The organism is Streptococcus jiangjianxini, assembly GCF_040225085.1.
Lineage (GTDB): Bacteria > Bacillota > Bacilli > Lactobacillales > Streptococcaceae > Streptococcus > Streptococcus jiangjianxini.
Map to the genome: position 1 here is coordinate 1 of NZ_JBEHGL010000051.1, position 637 is coordinate 637.

Below are 637 nucleotides of genomic sequence, written 5' to 3' on the forward strand. Positions count from 1 at the left end.
ATGATAGAGGCTTACTACCAAGAAGGCAGGAAAGTTAGTGCTATCATTGAATCTCTAGGACGATCAAAACAGACCATTTATAAGGTCATCAATTTCCTTAAAGCAGGACATTCAGTCTGTGACTACTATGAGCACTACAAAGCCAATAAAAAATGTTGTGGTCGCCATAAAACACGGCTGACAAAACCCGTAAAGGCCTTTATTCAAAAGCATTTAGAACATGATTGGAGTCTTGACGTCATTAAGGGAACTTATCCCGATACCATCCCCTGTTCGATGCGAACACTCTATCGTTTGGCTGATCGTGGTATTTTTGACAAAGAGGACTTGCCTTGGAAAGGTAAACGAAAACCAAACGGCAAGAAAGAAACGCGAGGGAAGCAGGCTTTTCGTAGAGATATTCGCGAACGTGCGAAGCTATTTCCAGATTTTGACAGTGAATTTGGTCATCTTGAAGGCGATACGATTGTAGGTAAGAATCATAAGAGCGCTGTTATCACACTTGTAGAGAAACAATCTAAAGCGATTATCACTCTTCAAACTGATGGACGAAAAGCCAGTGATATTGAACGCTCCCTTAATCGCTGGTTGTCACAATTTCCGAAGCATCTGTTCAAATCTATAACGTTTGATTGTG

The 637-nt window shown here is 41.0% G+C and carries 1 protein-coding gene; it reads left to right on the forward strand.

Annotated elements, in window-relative coordinates; translation table 11 throughout:
• Window positions 1–637, forward strand: a 637-nt coding sequence (locus ABP870_RS10625; protein WP_350015310.1) for an IS30 family transposase, incomplete at both ends; no start/stop codon positions are given.